We start from the raw sequence: 19206 nt of genomic DNA on the forward strand, positions 1-19206 counted from the left end.
CCTCATTTTTTCATTATTATTTCAAAATAGGCGTTAAAAAGCAAAAAAAGCCAGCATAACAAAAAAACTGCTAATAAAAGCAGCTTTAAAGGTTCTTATTAATGTTCCCAGAACCATTCCATTCACGAGCTAGCATGCTATAAACGATTAGGTCATGGAAGTGACCATTTAAATGTTCGCCATCTCTAATTAAACCTTCCTTCACAAATCCTAATCTTTCCGGTATCGCTCGGCTTTTCTTATTTTTCACTCCACAGCGGATTTCTACTCGATTTAACCCCAATTGAAAAAAGGCATAGTTAAGTAATGCTTGAACAGCTCGGGTCATAACCCCATGGCCTTCCGCATTTTTTGCAAGATAATAGCCAATACTGGTCATGCTATTATGCCAATCCATTTGGTGTAAGCCAATCGAGCCGACAAGTACTCCTTTATAAAGAATCCCAACATTAAATCCGGTACTATCTGCGAATTGATTAAGCCAAACAGGAATAATCGTCTCAAATTGATAGGGAGAAGTCATGCTGTCTACCCAGGGCAGCCACTTCCGCAAATGATTACGATTGTCCTCAACTAGTTGAAAAAGCTTTGAGGCATGGTGCCTCTCGAACAATTGAAGCTCAATTTCATTATCAACTTTTAATGTAAACATTGGACTTTTCTCCTGCTTAAATTTTTTCCTATATCCTATGCAAGATAGAGGGAAGTCGGAAGAAATTTCCTAGATAAAAAAAATCCCGCCTTTTTATTAAGTGGGATTAGTTTCTATCATTTATTAAATGTTCAGATTCCAAACTTAATGCAATCGGTAAATGTATGGAGAAGGTGGTTTTATTCGGTGTGGAATTACAGGTTAATTTCCCTTTGTGTTTTTCAATAATTTCTTTACAAACGAATAGACCTAGACCAGTACCAAGTTTTTTCGTCGTGAAGAACGGTTCAAAAATTGTTTTTTGCAATTCAGTTGGAATCGCAGGACCATTATTTGAAATGGTAATAATAATGTGTTTGTTGTCTTCTAAAGTACTGTTAATTTCTATTGTTGGATGGGGATTCGCATGATGATTTAAAACATCAATTGCATTAAATATAATATTGATAAAAACCTGTCTAATTTCATCAGCATAACCGTGCAGCGTTATTTCCTCACACAACTCTTTGATTATTTTAACTTTGCCATCAAGTATGCTAGGGTAGAGAAAGTTCAAAACTTCGTCTATCAATTTATTTAGTTTAAAGTAATCCTTTTCCTTCCCAATCAATTCTTTCTTGGATAATAACAGAAACTGAGAGATTCTAAAATTTAACTGATCTAATTCACTTGAAATAATATCAAGATATCTCATATTTGGAAAATCAGCTTTAAGCAATTGGATAAATCCTTGAACAGATGTGAGCGGGTTTCTAAATTCATGAATAAAGCTGGATGTCATTTGACCCAAAAGGGTTAGTCGATCCTGATGGGTTGAGTCGATGAACATAGTCTTTTCCTCGATGATTTTGTTTTTTGCTTCTGTATAATTAGAAACTGCATAGTATAAAAACTTGTCAAAACAGAAATTAATCCGATTGATCGATTCTTGCATTTCTCCCCATGATATCCCCGTTTTGCTTAAATAACTGTACATAATCGTTCTGCCAAGATTTACATTATAAACAAAATCCCCAATGTTAATATTGGCAATTACTCTTTCTTCCGATATTTCTTTTGCAATCTTTTCGATTACTAACAAAAGCTCCTCTTCGGTCAACTTATGCATATTTAAGATAACATGAAAAAGTGCTTTGCCATTTTCGCTTATTTTTTCTATATATGGGTCTTCTTTAGAAATAATATATGAATTTTCCCAATCAAGAAGCAATTGATCTTTATGTTTATCAAAGAAAGCAATTAAATCTGTTTGATCATTTTTAAACATATTGTCCCTCCCGAAACACATTACGCCTTACCATCATAATTCGCTGATAATGACAAAAAACCCTCTTAAAAACATGTTAAAATTATTTTCCTAATATTTACATAGTTAATTTGTCACAAAAATCTTCTTTTAAAAATAGTTTAAATTTACCCTTGTATTCGATTTGGAATAGTAGTATATTCATAAAGAATTAATTGTATAGTTCCACAGGGGGAGCTGCAAATGGCGGCTGAGAGTGAACGGTTGAGTTCTGACCCTATGAACCTGTTAGTTAACACTAGCGTAGGGATGTGGTTTGCCAGATAGATTAGCAATGCAGACAATCCTTATGTCTTGCATTGCTTTTTTTTGTTTACCAAAATGGAGGGAGAAATTGAAATGACTAAAAGAAATAATACTTTATTTATTACCGAGGTTGCTGTTTTTACTGCGCTCGCGTATTTATTGGATTATGTGGGAAATATTCTTTCGTTTAAAATCTGGCCGCAGGGAGGATCGGTTTCAATCGCAATGGTACCGATTTTCCTAATGGCCTTCCGCTGGGGAATGAAAGGCGGCCTTTTAACCGGATTTTTATTAGGATTATTACAGTTCATTCTTGGTTTTGCGCAAGTATATACAATTATTCAAGGAATTATTGATTACTTTATAGCTTTTACAGTGGTAGGCTTTGCGGGCATTTTTGCCCGTCAGATAAGCAAAATGCTTAATGAAGGGAAAAAAGGTAAATGGATTAGCTATGTAATATTTGGTGCTTTCATTGGGAGCTTGCTTCGTTATCTATGCCATTTCGTTTCAGGGTTCGTTTTCTTTGGAGAGTATGCCCCAAAGGGCCAGCCGGTTATGATTTATTCCCTGCTTTATAATGGGACATATATGCTTCCTAGCTTTGTGATTAGTGCCATCATTGTCATTCTTGTTATTGGAGCAATGCCAAAGAGAATGCTAGTCCGGGAAAAATAAGTTTTAACAAAAGAAAAGCCTCGCGGCTTTTTTTTTTCGCTTTTTTGTCACAAGTTGAATAGGCTAAATACCTTAACTAAATGATAAAATTACCTTATAAAGAAAGAGAATCATTCTCAATTAACATAGATAGGGTGAAAATACATGTTTGGTTTATTAAAAGCAGGGGATAAAGGAAAAATTATTGACATTTCACATGTGGGTCACCTCGTACAAAGACGATTGCTAGATTTAGGAATTACTGAAGGATCAGAAGTTTGCGTGAAGTGTGTAATGCCCTTTGGCGGTCCTATTATGATAGAATCCTGCGGCCAGTGTATTGGAATCCGGAGGAAAGAAGCAATTCAAATAGAAGTGGTGAGAATATAATGGAAATTGCTCTAATTGGAAACCCCAATACTGGGAAAACCTCGCTGTTTAATAATCTAACAGGTTCCTATGAGTATGTTGGCAACTGGAGCGGTGTAACAGTTGAAAAGAAAGTAGGAGTATTTAAAAATAATATTGGCAGATTAATTGACTTGCCTGGTGTGTATACTCTAAATCCGCTTTCAAAGGATGAAGGGGTTGTAACGTCATTCTTTTTAAATGAATCAGTGGATCGCTTGCTAAATATTCTCGATGCTTCTCAATTAGAGCGCAATTTGCATTTGACTTTGCAATTGCTGGAATTTGAAAAGCCTGCTCTTATCGGACTAAATATGATAGATGTCGCAAATAAACGCGGAATTCACATTGATGCATCAAAGCTGGCTAAAATACTCGGCGTTCCTGTTGTTCCTGCAGTCGCTCGAAGCGGGAAGGGCTGCGATAAGCTTGTAGATGTCATTTCCACGAATTCTATCATCCCCATAAATAGGAATCTTGTTCATTATGGGAATGAGGTTGAAGAGGCGATTTTGGCATTGTCCTATGAAATCACGGGTAAAACAGAACATTCACTAAGATGGCTGGCAATTCAATTCTTAGAGGGAAATGAATACGTTAAAAATTATCTAAATAGAATAAGTGACTCACAAAAAATCAGTGTCATAGCTGCTAACTTGGAATTGAAGTTACAACAACACTATGGCACCAAGTCTTTGGCTAATTTCATTTATTTAAAGAGAAAAGAAGTTATTGATAAAATTATCGCAGAAGTTGCGATAAAAAGTGATTCGGTTATTCCGCTTTCAGAAAAAATAGATAGCATCGTCACGAATCGGTATATAGGGATGCCGATCTTTTTGTTCCTTATGTATTTAATGTTTATGCTTACATTTGATTGGCTTGGAACACCGTTGTCAGATGGCTTAGAAGCTCTTTTAACAGGACCTATTACGGCCGGTTTTGAAAAAATATTGACAGCTATACATGCTTCTGAATTTATTCATGCACTCATCATTGAAGGCTTAGTAGCAGGTGTTGGCGGGGTACTTGTCTTTGTACCGCAAATTTTTATCTTGTTCTTCTTCATTTCCTTATTAGAAGATTCAGGATATATGGCTCGTGTTGCCCTAGTAATGGATCGAATAATGGAAGCAGTAGGTTTGAATGGAAAAGCTTTTATTCCAATGATGATTGGCTTTGGCTGTAATGTTCCCGGAATAATGGCGGCAAGGACCATTGAAACACCAAGGGAACGGCTGTTAACGATTTTGCTGACCCCCTTAATGTCCTGTTCGGCACGCTTGCCCGTTTATGCCTTATTTGTCGGGGCATTCTTTGCTGCCCATAAAGCACTCATTGTACTAAGCTTATATATACTTGGAATTGTTGTCGCTTTGATCTTAGCAAAAATATTTTCTTCCAGGCTGTTAAAATCAGAAACTTCCCTTTTTGTCATTGAACTGCCTCCTTACCGTTTGCCTCAATTTCAATCATTATGGAGAAGTACATGGGATAAAGGGAAAGGGTTTGTGAGAAAGGCTGGTACCTTTATTTTTGCTGGTTCAGTGTTTATCTGGTTATTATCCTATGCAGGACCGAACGGTTTAAATGTAAACATGGATAACAGCTTCCTAGCAGCCATTGGAGGCATCCTTGCCCCTGTGCTCGCGCCAATTGGTTTTGGTACATGGCAGGCTGCTGCATCCTTAATTACAGGCTTCCTAGCTAAAGAGGCCATTATTTCAACCATGAATATTATCTATTTTGTGCCTAAGGACAACAGCCTGCAAGGACTACTATCCCATTATTACATGCCGCTCTCCGCCTATAGTTTTATGGTGTTTATACTTTTGTATATCCCTTGCTTAGCTACTACTGCAACGATATATAAAGAAACCGGTTCTAAAAAATGGACAGCTTTTTCAATGGGTTATGCATTAGCAATTGCCTACATTTTGTCGATAATCATATATCAGGGTGGAAAACTGCTTGGTCTTGGATGATTATTTAAAGAGGTGAATATGATGATTGCCAGTATTGTTATCGGTGCTGCCATTTTTGGATATGCTGCATGGGCAATGATGAACTTTATCAATAAATCGAAAAAAGGCAAATGTGCCGCCTGTGATTTAAAAAATTCGTGTTCAAGCCAGTGTGGCAATTCGGAAGAATTATAATTCTTTAGGTAAATCAACAGGCCAGTTAGCAAAGACAAATCCCCTTTCTAGACAATCTGACTGCTATCAAAGAATTGATAGCAGTTTTTTTATGATAAAATTTGAATGATTCCAGGAACTTGTGTAAAATTACACCATAAGCTATTGAAGGAAGGGCTTTAAATGACCAGAGATGAAATCATATTGAAAGTGTCTGAAAAGCTTCGCTTGATTCGGACTGAAGCAGGCTATACCCAGGATAGAATGGCTGAAATCATTGGTGTATCAAAGAAAACACTTGTTCAAATTGAAAAAGGAAGAGTCCTTGCTAACTGGTCAACAGTCGTTGCTATTTGTGCTCTTTTCCGGGAAACGGAAACAGTACAATTTTTATTTGGTAATGAGCCACTTGAGGTATTGGAAACGGTAGCTCGAGAAGGAATTGATTACCGCAAAACGAAAACATTGGGCGGCCGGATCTGGTGGAGAGCAATATCTAAGAAAAGCGGATTTATTCTCCAACAAAATATCCTCAGTAAACATTTTAGGATACTGGACGAAGGCAATTATCGGATTTTTAGCAGCTTTGATGAGAAGCTATCGAAACAGCGTTTTAAAGAGCTGACGAAAAGTGAATAATATCTAAACATAAGATAGGGTTCTCCTGTCTTTTTTTTCTCTTCGAAATAGGAGGCATCTATGAAAAATTTGAAAAAATGGCATGGAGTTCAAATCTTGGTATTAATCGGCTTAGTTATCATTTTAGGCTTCTTTGGCGCTATTTATTTTTTTTCCAAGAATGCCAATATAACTGGACTTAAAAATGAACTACCCCAGCCAACGGTTTTTTATGATGTAAACGGGAAAATAGCGAGCAAGGTTTCGGCGAATAAAAATGAAGGGGTTCCAATTAAGGAAATCCCTGAATCAATGAAGAATGCCGTAATTGCCATCGAGGATCATCGATTTTATCAACATGAAGGTGTTGATTTAATTGGTACCTCAAGGGCGCTTTTCCGTGACCTAAAGGAAGGAGGGATGGTGGAAGGCGGCAGCACTATCACACAGCAATTGACGAAAAATACTATCCTTACATCTGAAAAAACGCTTAAAAGAAAAATGGAAGAGATCTTTTTAGCATTGGCGGTTGAGCGAGAATATTCGAAACAAGAAATTCTGCAAATGTATCTAAACCAAATTTATTTTGGAAATGGGGCATATGGGATTAAGCAAGCAGCAGGCAAATATTTTGCCAAAGAGGCAAAGGAGCTTTCGATTAGTGAATCCGCTCTACTAGCCGGATTAATTAAGGCTCCATCTGCCCTGAATCCATATGACCATATGCAAAAAGCAATTAACAGGCGAAATCTTGTACTACTGCAAATGAAAAATCAAGGCTATATTACAAATGAACAATATGAAAAAGCCAAACTGGAAAAAGTGGTTTTAGATGATAAGGGCGGCGATCCGTTCCGCGGTAAATTCCCTTATTATGTTGATCAGGTATTAGACGAAGCAATTCATCAGTATGGGTTATCGCAAGATGATCTGCTTACTGGAGGCTATCAAATTTATACAGAGCTTGACCCCCATATGCAATCGGTAATGGAATCAACCTATCAAAATAACAGTTTATTTCCAAAAGGAAAAGACCGTCTAGTTCAAAGCGGCGGGGTCTTAGTAGACCCGAAAACAGGCGGGGTCAGAGCCCTTGCAGGAGGAAGAGGAGAACACACTTTTAGAGGCTACAACCGGGCGTCCCAATTAAAAGCACAGCCCGGTTCCTCATTTAAGCCATTAGCTGTCTATACCCCTGCGCTAGAAGAGGGTTGGAAAATCACGGATATGCTAAAGGATGAACCGATGAAATTTGGAAATTATCAGCCTAGTAATTACGATCATCAATATATGGGAGAAGTCCCGATGTATGAGGCGGTTAAGGAATCGAAAAATGTATCAGCAGTATGGCTTTTAAATGAAATCGGAATTGAAAAGGGGCTGGATTCAGTTAAACGATTCGGCATTTCCCTGGATAAAGCGGACCGGAATTTATCGGTTGCCCTTGGAGGCTTGCATAAAGGAGTCTCTCCCCTAGACATGGCAGAAGCTTTTTCCGTATTTCCGAATAACGGTGTCGAAGTGAAGGCGCATGTGATCAAAAAAATCGTCGATGCAAATGGCAATGTGGTTGCCGAATGGAAAGTCAAAAAGGAGAGAGTTACGACAAAAGCAGTGACGGATGATATGACAACAATGCTGCTCGGTGTTGTGGAACAGGGTACAGGAAAAGCCGCCAAAATCCCTGGCCGCGAAACGGCAGGAAAAACAGGCTCCACCCAAGTACCGATCAAAGGAATTAATGGTCTGAAAGACCAGTGGTTTGTCGGCTATACACCGCAGCTCGTGGGAGCTATCTGGGTCGGTTATGATAAAACAGATGCGGATCATTATATCACTCCCACCAGTAAAACAGGTTCTGCTGTTATATTTCGTGAAGTAATGTCGGCAGCATTAAAAAATAAACCAAAACAAAAATTTAATGTGACGCATATTTCCGTTTTGGAAGAAAAAAAACGATTTAATTTTCAAGAGGAATTTAATAATGAAATTCAAAAATGGGAAGATAAATGGAACAAGCAAATAGACAAGTGGGATAAGAAAGGAAAAAATAAGGGACATGGAAAAGGTGATTAAGGGCACGGAGCAATCCGTGTCTTTTTTTTTTTCAATGTTTAATTGTAAAATAAATTTAGAATGAACGAAAGTTAGTTTTATTCGTCATAAATAAAGAGAGAAAAAACAAGGAATATGGGGGAAGGAGAGGGCTATTGCTAAATGGATGCATTAATAAAAAATGCTAAAAATGGGGACCATCTTGCGTTTGCCATGTTGTTTAAAGAACATTATCCATTCCTTGTAAAATATTTAATAAAAATTACAATGAATCCCGATACAGCTGAAGAATTAGCACAAGAGACAATGGCGAAATGTATTCAAAAGATTCACCTATATAATGGGCAAAGCAAATTTTCTACATGGCTTATTTCTATTGCGACAAATACATATATTGATCAGTGCCGAAAGAAAAAAAGAGAAAAAAACTGGCAGGGACAAGAGGAAATTTACCGGAAGCTGAAGTGGCATTTCGAAAGCAGAAATGAAGACTGGAACGACGCTCTGGAGGCACTCGGGAGACTGCCTGAGGACGTCCGTATTCCCATAATATTAAAGCATTATTATGGTTACTCTTACGAAGAAATAGGCGAATGGCTGAAAATATCTCCTGGAACGGTGAAATCAAGAGTTCATAATGGAATCAAGTCAGTCAGAAAGGAGCTGAACCTAAGTGAAGAAACAGAAAGTCATCGTTTTGGACAGCGATCAACAAAATAATCAGGACATTTTAGCTATTTCTGAGATGCAAGAAGGTTTAAACAAAATAGAACAATTCCCAGTCTATTCACCAGACCTACAATGGTTTCAACAAATGGTTTTAGCGGAAAAACAGCGAATTAGGAAAAAACTCATTAGAGATTTTGCTATCTTTTTAATAGTAGCGATAATCATTTTGTGCGGGATTATGATTTCCTTATTTCAAATGCCGGCAGTTTTTATATTTTTACAGATTGCCACGACCGTTTTTATTGCATTTTATAGTGGAACACGTTTAATGAAGAAGGTGAATGACGGATGAAAGGAGAGTATTCATTAACCGTCATCATCTTAGTGGCTGCTATTTTGTTAGTGCAAAGCATATATTTATTTTTAGATGCCCGTAAACATAATCATAATTATTGGCTTTGGGGAATTGTCGGCCTTATTCAAGCGCCAATGCCGACATTGTTTTATTTGATTTTTGTGAGAAAAATTTTTCGTAAAAAGAGAAGAAGTGAGGCGAATTCAAATTATGATGATTGTTACGACTGATTACCTGCCGGGCAGGGAAATAAAAGAAGTGCTTGGTTTAGTCAAGGGAAGTACAGTCCAATCCAAGCATATTGGCAAGGACTTATTGGCTGGGCTAAAGACCATTGTAGGCGGAGAAATAAAGGAATATACAGATATGTTAAATGAAGCGAGACAAAAGGCGATTGAGAGGATGGCAGAAGAAGCCAGGCAGTTAGGGGCAGATGCCATCATCGCCATGAGATTACAATCTAGTTCGGTCATGCAAGGGGCATCAGAATTAATCGCTTATGGAACGGCGGTTAGGGCAGAATAATTCTGAAAAATGGGAATTGACTTTCATATCAACTGGTGATAATCTAACAAAGGAAGAAAAAATAGGAAATGGAGGGTTGCGCCATGATTAGAATAAGAAAAGTTAATTTTAAAACTGAATATTTAAAAGCAACCTGTCCAAAAGAGAATTCTCTTTAACTCCTTTTTGATGTACATTAAATAAATGACAAAACACAGGTTGCGTTCTTTATTGATGCGTAATGTGTGTTTTTTTGTCTCATTTTTGCAGAGGCATATCGCACTAATACAGCGGTATGTCTCTTTTTTTATCATTTTACCTAAAAAGGGGGAGGAACATGTGATGTTACTAATTGTTGAGGTTAGACTTATTCATTTAGCTGAAGAGATAGAAGGCGGATAGTAAAACAAAGGGGGAGGAACATCATGTTTTCGGTATTAAAAAAATTAAGCTGGTTTTTCAAAGAAAACTGGCAGAGATATGTTATTGCGGTTAGTTTATTAATTTTGGTAGGAATATTAGATGTGCTGCCGCCAAAATTGATTGGTATGGCTATTGATAATATTCATCTTGGGGAGATGAGTAAAAATAAAATCTTTCAATATTTAGGTGTTCTTTTATTGATCATGCTTGCATCCTACGGAATCACTTATGTATGGATGTACAAATTGTTTGGCGGCGCCTTCCTTGTTGAAAGAAAGCTTCGTTCACGGTTTGTGCATCACCTATTAAAGATGACGCCATCTTTTTATGAAAAGAATCGAACAGGAGACTTAATGGCCCGAGCAACTAATGATTTAAAAGCAATTTCGATTACCGCTGGATTCGGTATTTTAACGCTGGTTGATTCCAGTGTTTGGATGCTGACCTTATTGTTGACAATGGGGTTATTTATTAGCTGGGAGCTAACGTTAGCGGCCATTATTCCCTTGCCGGTTATGGCAATCCTGATGCAGATTTATGGTAAGAGAATTCACACACGCTTTATGGAGGCACAGGATGCTTTCGGTGAGTTAAATGACAGGGTTCTGGAATCAGTTGCAGGAGTCAGGGTCATTCGTGCCTATGTCCAAGAACAGGCTGATTGGAATAGGTTCCATCTATTAACAGAGGATGTTTATCAAAAAAACCTAAAAGTAGCAAGGATTGATTCTTTATTTGATCCAACCATTAAGATCCTGGTTGGAATCAGTTATTTAATCGGGCTTGGCTATGGCGCGTATTTAGTTTTTCATCAAACGATTACTTTAGGCAATCTTGTTTCCTTCAATGTCTATTTAGGGATGTTGATATGGCCGATGTTTGCAATTGGCGAGTTAATCAATGTGATGCAACGTGGAAATGCTTCACTAGACCGTGTCAATGAAACATTGGCCTATCAGGAAGAGGTTGAAAATCCAAGTGATCCGGTGGCAATCAATTCTGTTGAAAATATAGAATACAAGAGGGTAACCTTTCGCTATCCATCTTCTAAAAATAACAATTTGGAAAATGTGAATGTCCAATTATTTCAAGGTCAAACATTGGGGATCGTCGGTAAAACAGGAAGCGGAAAAACAACCTTTATCAAACAATTATTAAGGCAGTACCCGCTTGGAACCGGTGAACTATCCATTGCTGGAGTTCCGATTGAAGAGCAGATGCTGGATAAAGTACGAAATTGGATTGGCTATGTACCCCAGGACCATGTTTTATTTTCAAGAAGTGTAAAGGAGAATATTCTCTTTGGCAGAAAGGATGCAAGCGATCAAGAATTAGAGAATGCTATCGATCTTGCTGCATTTCGAAAGGATCTTGAGATGCTTCCGGAAGGGTTAAGTACATTGGTTGGTGAAAAAGGGGTAGCTCTTTCCGGAGGGCAAAAGCAGAGGATTTCGATTGCACGTGCACTCATTAAAAATCCGGAAATTCTCATTCTCGATGATTCATTATCAGCGGTTGATGCCAAAACCGAAAAAAGGATTATTGATAATATCCGTCAAGTCAGAAATAACAAAACAACGATTATCACCACCCACAGAATGTCGGCTGTTCAGCATGCTGATCATATTATTGTCCTTGATGAAGGAAGAATTATTGAAGAAGGGACACATAAACAGCTCATAGCGGTTGACGGGTGGTATAAAGAACAATTTTTACGACAGCAAATTGAAGGAAACATAGAAGAGGGGGTGTCAGCATGACCACAGGCAGAAGATTATTTGGATATGCATTAGCTTATAAAAAGATTATTATAGCTGCATTGGTCATGCTCACCATCTCGGTAGTCACAGATCTAGCAGGTCCCTTTATTGCAAAAAAGGTGATTGATCAGCATATTTTAGGGATTGAGTCAAAATGGTATGTTTCCAAGAAGGACGCAAATGCGGTAGAGTACAATGGTCAATTTTACAAAAGAGGAAAGTATTTTATAGATGGTGAACAGAAAGGGCAGCAAATCAGGATTCTACAGGTAGGCTCAAAATTTATTTTCCTTGATAGGGAGTTAGAATTTGATGGAAAAAGAACGATTGCTGAAGGGTCCTTAGTTATTAGAAAAGGGGAAAAGAAAGCCGTTTATCCGGTAAAAATCTTAAAGGGAGGAGAACTCCTTAAATTTTATCAGCCGGAAATCCCGTCGATTATTCAATTATTGTTCATTTATTTTGGATTATTAGTGGTTTCGGCCATTTTTCAATTTGGCGAACGCTATCTTCTGAAAAAATCGGCAAACCGAATCATCCAAAAAATGCGTGAGGATATTTTTGCTCATATCCAACGACTTTCAATCCAATATTTCGATAATCTGCCCGCAGGGAAAGTAGTGGCAAGAATTACGAATGATACAGAAGCGATCCGCGAGCTTTACGTTACCGTTCTTGCTACCTTTTTTACGAGTGTAATTTATATAACAGGTATATATGCTGCCTTGTTTATTTTGAACGTGAAGTTAGCCGCGATTTGTTTATTATTGTTGCCAATCCTGTATATCTGGGTGTTGGTTTACCGTAAATATGCATCCAAATATAATCGTGTTATTCGATCACGCAATAGTGATATCAATGCCATGATCAATGAATCCATTCAAGGAATGACGATTATACAGGCGTTTAACAGGGAAGAGGATACGAAAGGGGAGTTTGAAAAGCTTAATTATGAGCAATTTACTTATCAAAACAAATTGTTAAGCTTAAATTCTTTAACATCCCATAATCTCGTTGGCATATTAAGAAACCTAATTTTTGTGGCTTTTATTTGGTATTTTGGGGCCCAGTCGCTTCTGCCTGCTAACATTATTTCACTCGGAGTGCTTTATGCTTTTGTGGATTATATCAACCGTCTCTTCCAGCCAGTTCAAGGTATTGTAAATCAATTAGCCAATTTGGAGCAGGCTCTGGTTGCGGGTGAGCGAGTTTTTAAACTAATGGATGAGCATGGTGAAAATGTCAGCACAGAACGGGTTTCAAGGTTTAAAGGAAATGTATCTTTTGATAATGTTTCTTTTGGGTATAAAGATGGAGAGTATGTCCTTAAGAATATCGATTTCCAGGCGAAGCAGGGTGAAACTGTTGCCCTGGTAGGCCACACTGGTTCTGGGAAAAGTTCAATCATGAATTTACTGTTCCGTTATTATGACTGTCAAAAAGGGAAAATTACGATTGATGGAAAAGATGTAGAAAGTTTGCCGCGGCAGTCTATCCGAAATCATATGGGGATTGTCCTGCAGGATCCTTATTTGTTTTCAGGGACAATTGCTTCGAATGTCAGCCTAAATGATCCTTCGATTACGAGAGAAAAGGTGGAAAAAGCCCTAAAGGATGTTGGTGCAGATAAGGTGTTTAGAAATTTAGAGAATGGTTATGACGAACCGGTGATAGAGAAGGGAAGCACCCTATCAAGCGGACAAAGGCAGCTGATTTCTTTTGCACGGGCGCTGGCATTTAATCCGGCAATTCTTATTCTCGATGAAGCTACCTCCAGTATTGATACCGAAACGGAAACTGTTATTCAAGAAGCAATGGAAGTGTTAAAAAAAGGAAGAACAACTTTTATTATCGCCCACCGATTGTCAACCATCCGAAATGCCGACCAAATTCTTGTTTTAGATCGGGGAACGATTGTGGAGAGAGGAACACATGACGAGTTAATGGCCGGTAAGGGCAAATATTATCAGATGTATCAGCTCCAGCAAGGCGGCAGTGAACTGGCCGGTTAGATAAAGGAGACCCTTCTTTACAGAGGGGTCTCGTTTTTTTAATAGGTAAGTCCAACCCTTGAGCCAATAAATTTATTGCTGAAAAGCTGTTGAAATGCAAAATCTCCTGTATCATAGATAGAAATAGAAGAAGGATTTTCAGGAAGAATATCTTTTTCGTACCGATACTGCCCAAGTCTTTCTCCAATTGGTAAATAGGTGGGACATACAACAGTCCAATCTAGCCCAGAAGCCTTTAACAATAAATAAGCCTTTAAATGCTCCTCAGCATCACGGGTACTTTTTCTTTTCGACTCAGACGATTGGAAGCGATATAATTGCGGTGCAGATCGGGCCTGTAGGATTCCGGCTGTTCCAATAGTAATAATTCTTTTGATTCCTTCCCTTTTCATAATACTGATGATTAAAGGCATAGATTGAGAAAGTGTGCTTTTTCCATCAGTATTTAATGCACTTATTACAATGTCAGTCCCCTTCATTGTCTTCACAATATCCTCTTCATTTAAAACGTTCCCAGCCCTGACTTTGAGTCCGCCCGCATTAGCATTTATTTTTTCAAAATCCCTCACCAGCACTTGTACAGAAAATTGATTGGATAACGCATTTTCTAAAATCACAGAGCCTACTCTCCCTGTTGCTCCGAAAAGGCAAATGTTCACAAAAAATTCACTCCTTTGGCACTAAAGTGTAATTTATATCACTAGTAAATAATCTCGCCCATGATAGATTAAAAATGTTTAACAATATATATTAATTGGGGTGGGAAATCAACATGTCTGATTATTCAATAGTCCTATTAATCGGCAGCTTTTTAATCCTTTCTTATTATATCGGATATACAATCTATAAAGCATAGGCTGCAGACAAGTGTCTGCAGTTTTTTTTCGTTTTTGGTAAGAATTGCTTTCGGAATGGGAATATATATTGAAGTAATGTAAAAAAGTGAGGTGGACTCCTTGGAGAATTTTAGAGTAGAAAAAGATACGCTGGGTGAGGTGAAGGTACTAGCTGATAAATTTTGGGGGGCGCAAACACAGCGCAGCAAAGAAAATTTTAAAATTGGCACAGAGAAAATGCCGATTGAACTAATTTATGGTTTGGCATATATAAAAAAAGCAGCCGCAATCGTAAATTTCCAAATAGGAAAGCTAAGTGAATTAAAAATGAATGCTATTAACCACGTATGCGGTCAACTTCTAAATGGAGATTTTGATGACCACTTTCCTTTAATTGTCTGGCAGACAGGCAGCGGGACGCAATCCAATATGAATGTTAATGAAGTGATTGCTAATCGGGCAAATGACTGGCTAAATAAGCAGGGGATTGACCAATATGTTCATCCAAATGATGATGTCAATATGTCCCAAAGCTCGAATGATACATTTCCAACCGCAATGCATATTGCTGCTTATATAAAAATAACTAAAAACCTGCTTCCAGCCATTCAAGAGTTAAAAAGCACCCTGCGAGAAAAAGAAAACTCTTTTTCAAAAATTGTTAAAATCGGAAGAACCCATTTACAGGATGCAACCCCATTAACACTTGGCCAGGAAATTAGCGGATGGAGGTTCATGCTCGATAAGAATGAAAAAATGGTTACAGAAGCAAGTAATTATTTGCTTGATTTAGCAATTGGCGGGACTGCTGTTGGAACCGGTATTAATGCTGGCCCTGAATTTGGAAAAAAGATGGCTGAACAGCTTTCCAAGCTTACCGGTTTTGCGTTTAGATCTTCAGAAAATAAATTTCATGCCCTGACAAGCCATGATGAAATTGTTTATACCCATGGTGCGCTTAAAGCATTAGCGGCAGACCTAATGAAAATTGCAAATGATATTCGCTGGCTTGCAAGTGGACCTAGAAGCGGCATAGGAGAAATTAGCATTCCGGCTAATGAGCCTGGAAGCTCCATCATGCCTGGGAAGGTAAATCCTACTCAAAGTGAAGCATTGACGATGATTGTATGCCAGGTCTTTGGTAATGATACGAGCATCAGTATGGCTGCAAGTCAAGGGAATTTTGAGTTAAATGTCTTTAAACCAGTTATTATTTATAATTTAATCCAATCCATTAGACTTCTAACAGATGGTATTCGGTCATTTAATGAAAATTGTGCCTATGGAATTGAAGCAAATGAACAAGTCATCAAGGAACATGTAGCACGATCCTTAATGTTAGTTACAGCTTTAAATCCGCATATTGGTTATGAAAAAGCAGCAGAGATTGCCAAATTGGCGTTCAAAGAAAACAGCAACTTGAAAGAAGCAGCAATCAAAACTGGTTATGTCTCAGAAGTACAATTTGACCAATGGATTAAACCAGAAAATATGATATAAGTTAAAATGAAAGCCCCCTCTAGTAGAAGAGGGGGCTTTAGCCATATTATTTAATTGGTATATATGGGTTTGCTAAAAATTAACGGAATCCGCCGCCAAGTTGAGACTCAGCCATTTGAACAAGACGCTTTGTAATTTCTCCACCGACAGAACCGTTGGCACGTGAAGTTGTGTCTGCACCAAGATTAACACCAAACTCAGTTGCAATTTCATACTTCATTTGACTAAGTGCTTGCTCGACGCCTGGTACTAAAAGTTGATTAGAGTTGTTGTTACTAGCCATAGTTGAATAACACTCCTCTTAATAAGTTTGGGGTTAGTATGGTATTGAACCATAATGGAAAACCATTGCCACCATGGCCTAACCCATATTATCAATTTTTGTTTGATAAGAATTATTAGTATCGGAGAAATTATATTTGGTTGGATGATCCGGAGTTGCACCGGCTTTTACCCTTGTTGGTTTCATCCATCGATGTAATGTGTTGCTTGTAATTTTATTATGATTAAAAAGTAAAGACTTATTCGAAAGAATTCATTAGTAATTTATTCCATCACATAGGGTAAGTGAAGTAACACAAACTAAAGGTATCTACTTATCAAAAGGGTGAAGAATATGGCGATATGTCCAGTTTGTAATGGTTTGCGCGAAGCCTATTTAATGTGTTCAAACTGCGGAGATTCAATGATAGAGAGCGGCAGACTTATGGATTTTTATGATGATTACAGTCCTTATATGGAAATTGATTTAATGAAAATGGAGGATGGATTTTCAGACACAAATTCAGGACAAAAGTGTCCACATCTTTACCGCTGCCCAACCTGCCATCAAGATGAAATTATTTTTATAAAAGAATAAGCCCCGTCTGTTAGAAACGGGACTTATCAGGAAATTTACTTTTATGGGCGGATTCTTCCTTCTGTATCAGCATCAAAGAAATGTGCTTTATTTAAATCAAACGCAAGATCTAATTTATCACCTGGTTTAACGTCTGCACGTGAATCTAAGCGGGCAACAAAATCTTGTTCTCCGAGGCTTGAATATACCATCATTTCTGCACCAGTTAATTCAGCAACATCAATGTGGGCGGTAATCTTAGTACCTGTAGATGCCTCAATGAAGACTGGTTCATCATGAATGTCTTCTGGGCGAACGCCAAGAATAATTGATTTTCCAATATATCCTTGTTCACGTAAATACTTCATTTTCCCTTCTGGGACAGCAATTGAAGATTTTCCAATGATAAACTTGCCGTCTTCTAATTTTCCATTAAAAAAGTTCATTGCTGGTGACCCGATGAAGCCGCCAACAAACACATTTTCTGGCTTTTCATAAACTTCTTTTGGTGTACCAACCTGTTGAATGACACCGTCTTTCATAACAACTAAACGCGAAGCCATTGTCATTGCTTCTGTTTGGTCATGGGTAACATAGATGGTTGTTGTATTTAAGCGGCGGTGAAGCTTGGCAATTTCAGCACGCATCGCAACGCGAAGCTTAGCATCCAAGTTAGATAAAGGTTCATCCATTAGGAATACCTTTGCATCACGAACGATGGCACGGCCCAAAGCAACACGCTGGCGTTGTCCACCTGAAAGAGCTTTTGGTTTACGAGTTAAATATGCTTCTAATCCTAAAATTTTTGCTGCTTCCTTTACACGACGGTCGATTTCATCTTTTGGAAATTTACGAAGCTTTAATCCAAACGCCATATTATCGTAAACAGTCATATGAGGATAAAGGGCATAGTTTTGGAAAACCATCGCAATATCACGATCTTTTGGAGCTACATCGTTGACTCTTTTACCGTCAATGTAGAAATCACCTTTTGAAATATCTTCAAGGCCTGCGACCATTCGAAGCGTAGTAGATTTTCCGCACCCTGATGGTCCGACAAAGACGATAAATTCCTTATCTTCAATATGTAAATTGAAGTCTTGTACAGCGGTTACTTTATTATCGTAAATTTTATAAATATGATCTAATTTTAATTCTGCCATTCTTTTATTCCTCCCTATATCATTGTAACTTTAGTTTACAGGGGGGGGAGTAAAATTTATATAGACAGTCTGCACAAAGATTGAAAACGCTTTTTTGGGCATTTTGTTATTTCTTTTGCTGTTCAAACAAAAGACAGGCTAAAAAAACGGTAAAGGCTCCGTAAAAATCCTTTAAGCCAATCCCAGTTTTTTCGGTAAATTTATCAATTCGATATTGCAGAGTATTTCTGTGGATATATAATTTTTTAGCCGTCATACTTGCATTTAAATTTTGTTCTAAAAAAACCTTAATTGTAGAAAACATTTCTGTATCATTGGTAAATAGTTCAAATATCTCCTGGTTTATCATTAGTTGTATTTCATCAGGTAAATGACGGGCTAAATAAGACGGGAATACTCGTTCAAACGAAAGTATATTCGAAATTCCAAGACAAGAAATTGCAAATGAAAAGAATTCTTGTTCCTGCTTAAATTTAGTCCGAAGTTGATTAGAAAACGGAATTGGTTTTCCATTAAAAAAGGAAATTTTTACGTAAAAATCACTTTCCAAAGTTGCCGCCATCGACATTATTTCATCTTCTGAAAGAAAATTTTGTTTCTTTTCTTCTATGACGATACCCCTATTTTTGCTTTCCCAAATAATGATAATCTCTTCAGAAAAGAACCCCTTTAATGCTGATTCCATTTCTTCCTGATGATTATCATCACCAGTAATATTAAAATGAATAAATCGAATAGGTGTATCTTCCTTGTATAAAGGGGGAGGGCCTTCAGATAATAGAAATTCAGACCAAGTTTTACCTATACCCGAAGAGGAGACTGGTTGAATATCGACTAATTCATAAAGCGTTTTAAGGAGAGTTAACTCTTTTTCTTCTAATTCTGCTTTAGATATGCCAATCCATTCGTTCGCAATCTCATCATAAAACGTATAAACTAACTCGGAAGGATGCGAGGGCCGACCGGGAAACAAAATGGAGTTCTTATAAATAGTTAATAATTTTCGAAGCATCGTACCTTCCCCATTATAAAAATTTATTGGTTCTATTATATCAGTATAGACCTG

General features: G+C 37.6%; 20 protein-coding genes and 1 riboswitch. Of the genes, 14 read left to right on the forward strand and 6 right to left on the reverse strand.

Going from position 1 to position 19206, the window contains the following annotated elements; genetic code table 11:
• Positions 1–85: 85 nt before the first annotated feature.
• Both ACIFOT_RS16170 and ACIFOT_RS16175 read right to left on the reverse strand, forming a co-directional pair.
• A complete protein-coding gene (locus tag ACIFOT_RS16170) occupies positions 86–652 on the reverse strand; it encodes a GNAT family N-acetyltransferase (RefSeq protein WP_430066289.1) in 567 nt (188 codons plus the stop codon).
• A 106-nt stretch (positions 653–758) separates the two neighbouring features.
• Positions 759–1919: a histidine kinase N-terminal domain-containing protein gene (locus ACIFOT_RS16175; RefSeq protein WP_430066291.1), complete on the reverse strand. Its 1161-nt coding sequence runs from the start codon at positions 1917–1919 to the stop codon at positions 759–761.
• 199 nt (positions 1920–2118) lie between these two features.
• A riboswitch (TPP riboswitch) is annotated at positions 2119–2225 on the forward strand.
• Positions 2226–2297: 72 nt separating this feature from the next.
• Here ACIFOT_RS16175 and thiT point away from each other — a divergent pair.
• From thiT to ACIFOT_RS16235, 12 genes are all read left to right on the forward strand, one after another.
• Entirely contained in the window at positions 2298–2882 is a 585-nt protein-coding gene (gene thiT / locus ACIFOT_RS16180) for an energy-coupled thiamine transporter ThiT (protein WP_430066293.1), read from the forward strand.
• Between the two features lie 144 nt (positions 2883–3026).
• Complete coding sequence (locus ACIFOT_RS16185; protein ID WP_430066295.1) at positions 3027–3251, forward strand: FeoA family protein; 225 nt, start codon at positions 3027–3029, stop codon at positions 3249–3251.
• Positions 3251–5254, forward strand: a complete 2004-nt coding sequence (gene feoB, locus ACIFOT_RS16190) for a ferrous iron transport protein B (protein ID WP_430066297.1) — start codon at positions 3251–3253, stop codon at positions 5252–5254. Before ACIFOT_RS16185 ends, feoB begins: the two co-directional genes overlap by 1 nt.
• Before the next feature lie 21 nt (positions 5255–5275).
• Positions 5276–5428, forward strand: coding sequence for a FeoB-associated Cys-rich membrane protein (locus ACIFOT_RS16195; RefSeq protein WP_430066406.1), 153 nt, complete (start codon positions 5276–5278; stop codon positions 5426–5428).
• 162 nt (positions 5429–5590) lie between these two features.
• A complete protein-coding gene (locus ACIFOT_RS16200; RefSeq protein WP_223592984.1) occupies positions 5591–6046 on the forward strand; it encodes a helix-turn-helix transcriptional regulator in 456 nt (151 codons plus the stop codon).
• Positions 6047–6106: 60 nt separating this feature from the next.
• Entirely contained in the window at positions 6107–8101 is a 1995-nt protein-coding gene (locus tag ACIFOT_RS16205) for a transglycosylase domain-containing protein (RefSeq protein WP_430066300.1), read from the forward strand.
• 141 nt (positions 8102–8242) lie between these two features.
• On the forward strand, positions 8243–8800 hold the full coding sequence (sigY, locus tag ACIFOT_RS16210) for an RNA polymerase sigma factor SigY (RefSeq protein ID WP_430066302.1): 558 nt from the start codon (positions 8243–8245) through the stop codon (positions 8798–8800).
• Positions 8754–9101: a YxlC family protein gene (locus tag ACIFOT_RS16215; RefSeq protein WP_430066304.1), complete on the forward strand. Its 348-nt coding sequence runs from the start codon at positions 8754–8756 to the stop codon at positions 9099–9101. The genes sigY and ACIFOT_RS16215 overlap by 47 nt, the downstream gene beginning before the upstream one ends.
• Positions 9098–9334 (forward strand): sigma-Y antisigma factor component, encoded by a 237-nt coding sequence (locus tag ACIFOT_RS16220; protein WP_430066306.1) that lies wholly within the window; start codon positions 9098–9100, stop codon positions 9332–9334. The genes ACIFOT_RS16215 and ACIFOT_RS16220 overlap by 4 nt, the downstream gene beginning before the upstream one ends.
• Positions 9315–9629 carry a YbjQ family protein gene (locus tag ACIFOT_RS16225; RefSeq protein WP_430066308.1) on the forward strand — a complete coding sequence of 105 codons (315 nt, stop codon included), beginning with the start codon at positions 9315–9317 and terminating at the stop codon, positions 9627–9629. Before ACIFOT_RS16220 ends, ACIFOT_RS16225 begins: the two co-directional genes overlap by 20 nt.
• Before the next feature lie 404 nt (positions 9630–10033).
• Positions 10034–11791 (forward strand): ABC transporter ATP-binding protein, encoded by a 1758-nt coding sequence (locus ACIFOT_RS16230; protein WP_430066310.1) that lies wholly within the window; start codon positions 10034–10036, stop codon positions 11789–11791.
• Complete coding sequence (locus ACIFOT_RS16235) at positions 11788–13803, forward strand: ABC transporter ATP-binding protein (RefSeq protein WP_430066312.1); 2016 nt, start codon at positions 11788–11790, stop codon at positions 13801–13803. Before ACIFOT_RS16230 ends, ACIFOT_RS16235 begins: the two co-directional genes overlap by 4 nt.
• A gap of 38 nt (positions 13804–13841) precedes the next feature.
• Here ACIFOT_RS16235 and ACIFOT_RS16240 read toward each other — a convergent pair whose 3' ends face one another.
• Positions 13842–14462, reverse strand: a complete 621-nt coding sequence (locus tag ACIFOT_RS16240) for an NAD(P)-dependent oxidoreductase (RefSeq protein ID WP_430066314.1) — start codon at positions 14460–14462, stop codon at positions 13842–13844.
• Between the two features lie 297 nt (positions 14463–14759).
• Between ACIFOT_RS16240 and fumC the strand changes: the two genes are divergently transcribed.
• On the forward strand, positions 14760–16139 hold the full coding sequence (gene fumC, locus ACIFOT_RS16245; protein ID WP_430066316.1) for a class II fumarate hydratase: 1380 nt from the start codon (positions 14760–14762) through the stop codon (positions 16137–16139).
• A 79-nt stretch (positions 16140–16218) separates the two neighbouring features.
• Here the strand turns inward: fumC and ACIFOT_RS16250 are convergent, their stop codons facing one another.
• Positions 16219–16422, reverse strand: a complete 204-nt coding sequence (locus ACIFOT_RS16250; protein WP_430066318.1) for a small, acid-soluble spore protein, alpha/beta type — start codon at positions 16420–16422, stop codon at positions 16219–16221.
• Between the two features lie 333 nt (positions 16423–16755).
• Between ACIFOT_RS16250 and ACIFOT_RS16255 the strand changes: the two genes are divergently transcribed.
• On the forward strand, positions 16756–16998 hold the full coding sequence (locus ACIFOT_RS16255; protein ID WP_430066320.1) for a hypothetical protein: 243 nt from the start codon (positions 16756–16758) through the stop codon (positions 16996–16998).
• 41 nt (positions 16999–17039) lie between these two features.
• On the opposite strand, the gene ACIFOT_RS16260 is transcribed toward ACIFOT_RS16255, so the two are convergent.
• A complete protein-coding gene (locus ACIFOT_RS16260) occupies positions 17040–18140 on the reverse strand; it encodes an ABC transporter ATP-binding protein (RefSeq protein ID WP_430066322.1) in 1101 nt (366 codons plus the stop codon).
• A 106-nt stretch (positions 18141–18246) separates the two neighbouring features.
• Positions 18247–19152: a PucR family transcriptional regulator gene (locus ACIFOT_RS16265; RefSeq protein ID WP_430066324.1), complete on the reverse strand. Its 906-nt coding sequence runs from the start codon at positions 19150–19152 to the stop codon at positions 18247–18249.
• Between the last annotated feature and the right edge of the window lie 54 nt (positions 19153–19206).

This window comes from Neobacillus sp. NRS-1170, from assembly GCF_050468025.1.